2 protein-coding genes are annotated in these 549 nt (G+C 31.0%); both read right to left on the reverse strand.

Annotated elements, in window-relative coordinates:
* Positions 1-13: 13 nt before the first annotated feature.
* Positions 14-295 carry a nicotinate-nucleotide--dimethylbenzimidazole phosphoribosyltransferase gene (locus TCEL_RS00090; RefSeq protein WP_084739246.1) on the reverse strand — a complete coding sequence of 94 codons (282 nt, stop codon included), beginning with the start codon at positions 293-295 and terminating at the stop codon, positions 14-16.
* A partial coding sequence (locus tag TCEL_RS00095) for an endolytic transglycosylase MltG (protein WP_198010614.1) occupies positions 180-549 on the reverse strand: 370 nt, incomplete at its 5' end. The genes TCEL_RS00090 and TCEL_RS00095, both read right to left, overlap by 116 nt.

Below are 549 nucleotides of genomic sequence, written 5' to 3' on the forward strand. Positions count from 1 at the left end.
GTTATAAGCGTTATCATATTGCCTTCTCCTCTCTTATATCTATAAGAAAATCATTTACTATATTTGCATCCTCAAAACTTCCCATATCCCTCATCATCTTTTGAGAAGCTTCTATTATAAAAAAGGCAAATGGACAGCCCGAACCCTCACCTAATCTCATATTTAAATTAACCATAGGTTCAAGTCCTATCTCCTTCATCATATATCTTGCACCAGGTTCTGCTGATAAATGAGATGGAAAAATATAGTCTTTTATAAGTGGATTTAACTTTAATATTTTTAACGTAAATATCATTAAATCTCTTAAGCATTATATTAATAATATCATGTTCTGACATACCTTTTTTAAATTCATATGTATCAGGGAAAAGATATCCCTCCAACCTTGAAGGTCTATCCTTAATCCCCTGTATAAATTCATACTCAAACTTACCTGTTTGAGCCTCCATAATAAACCTGTCAACATCTTTTATAACATCTAATGCCTTTAATTTTTCTGCAATTTGTTTTACCGTATAACCCTCAGGAATAGTCACCATAATAATATTT

The organism is Thermobrachium celere DSM 8682, assembly GCF_000430995.1.
Lineage (GTDB): Bacteria > Bacillota > Clostridia > Clostridiales > Caloramatoraceae > Thermobrachium > Thermobrachium celere.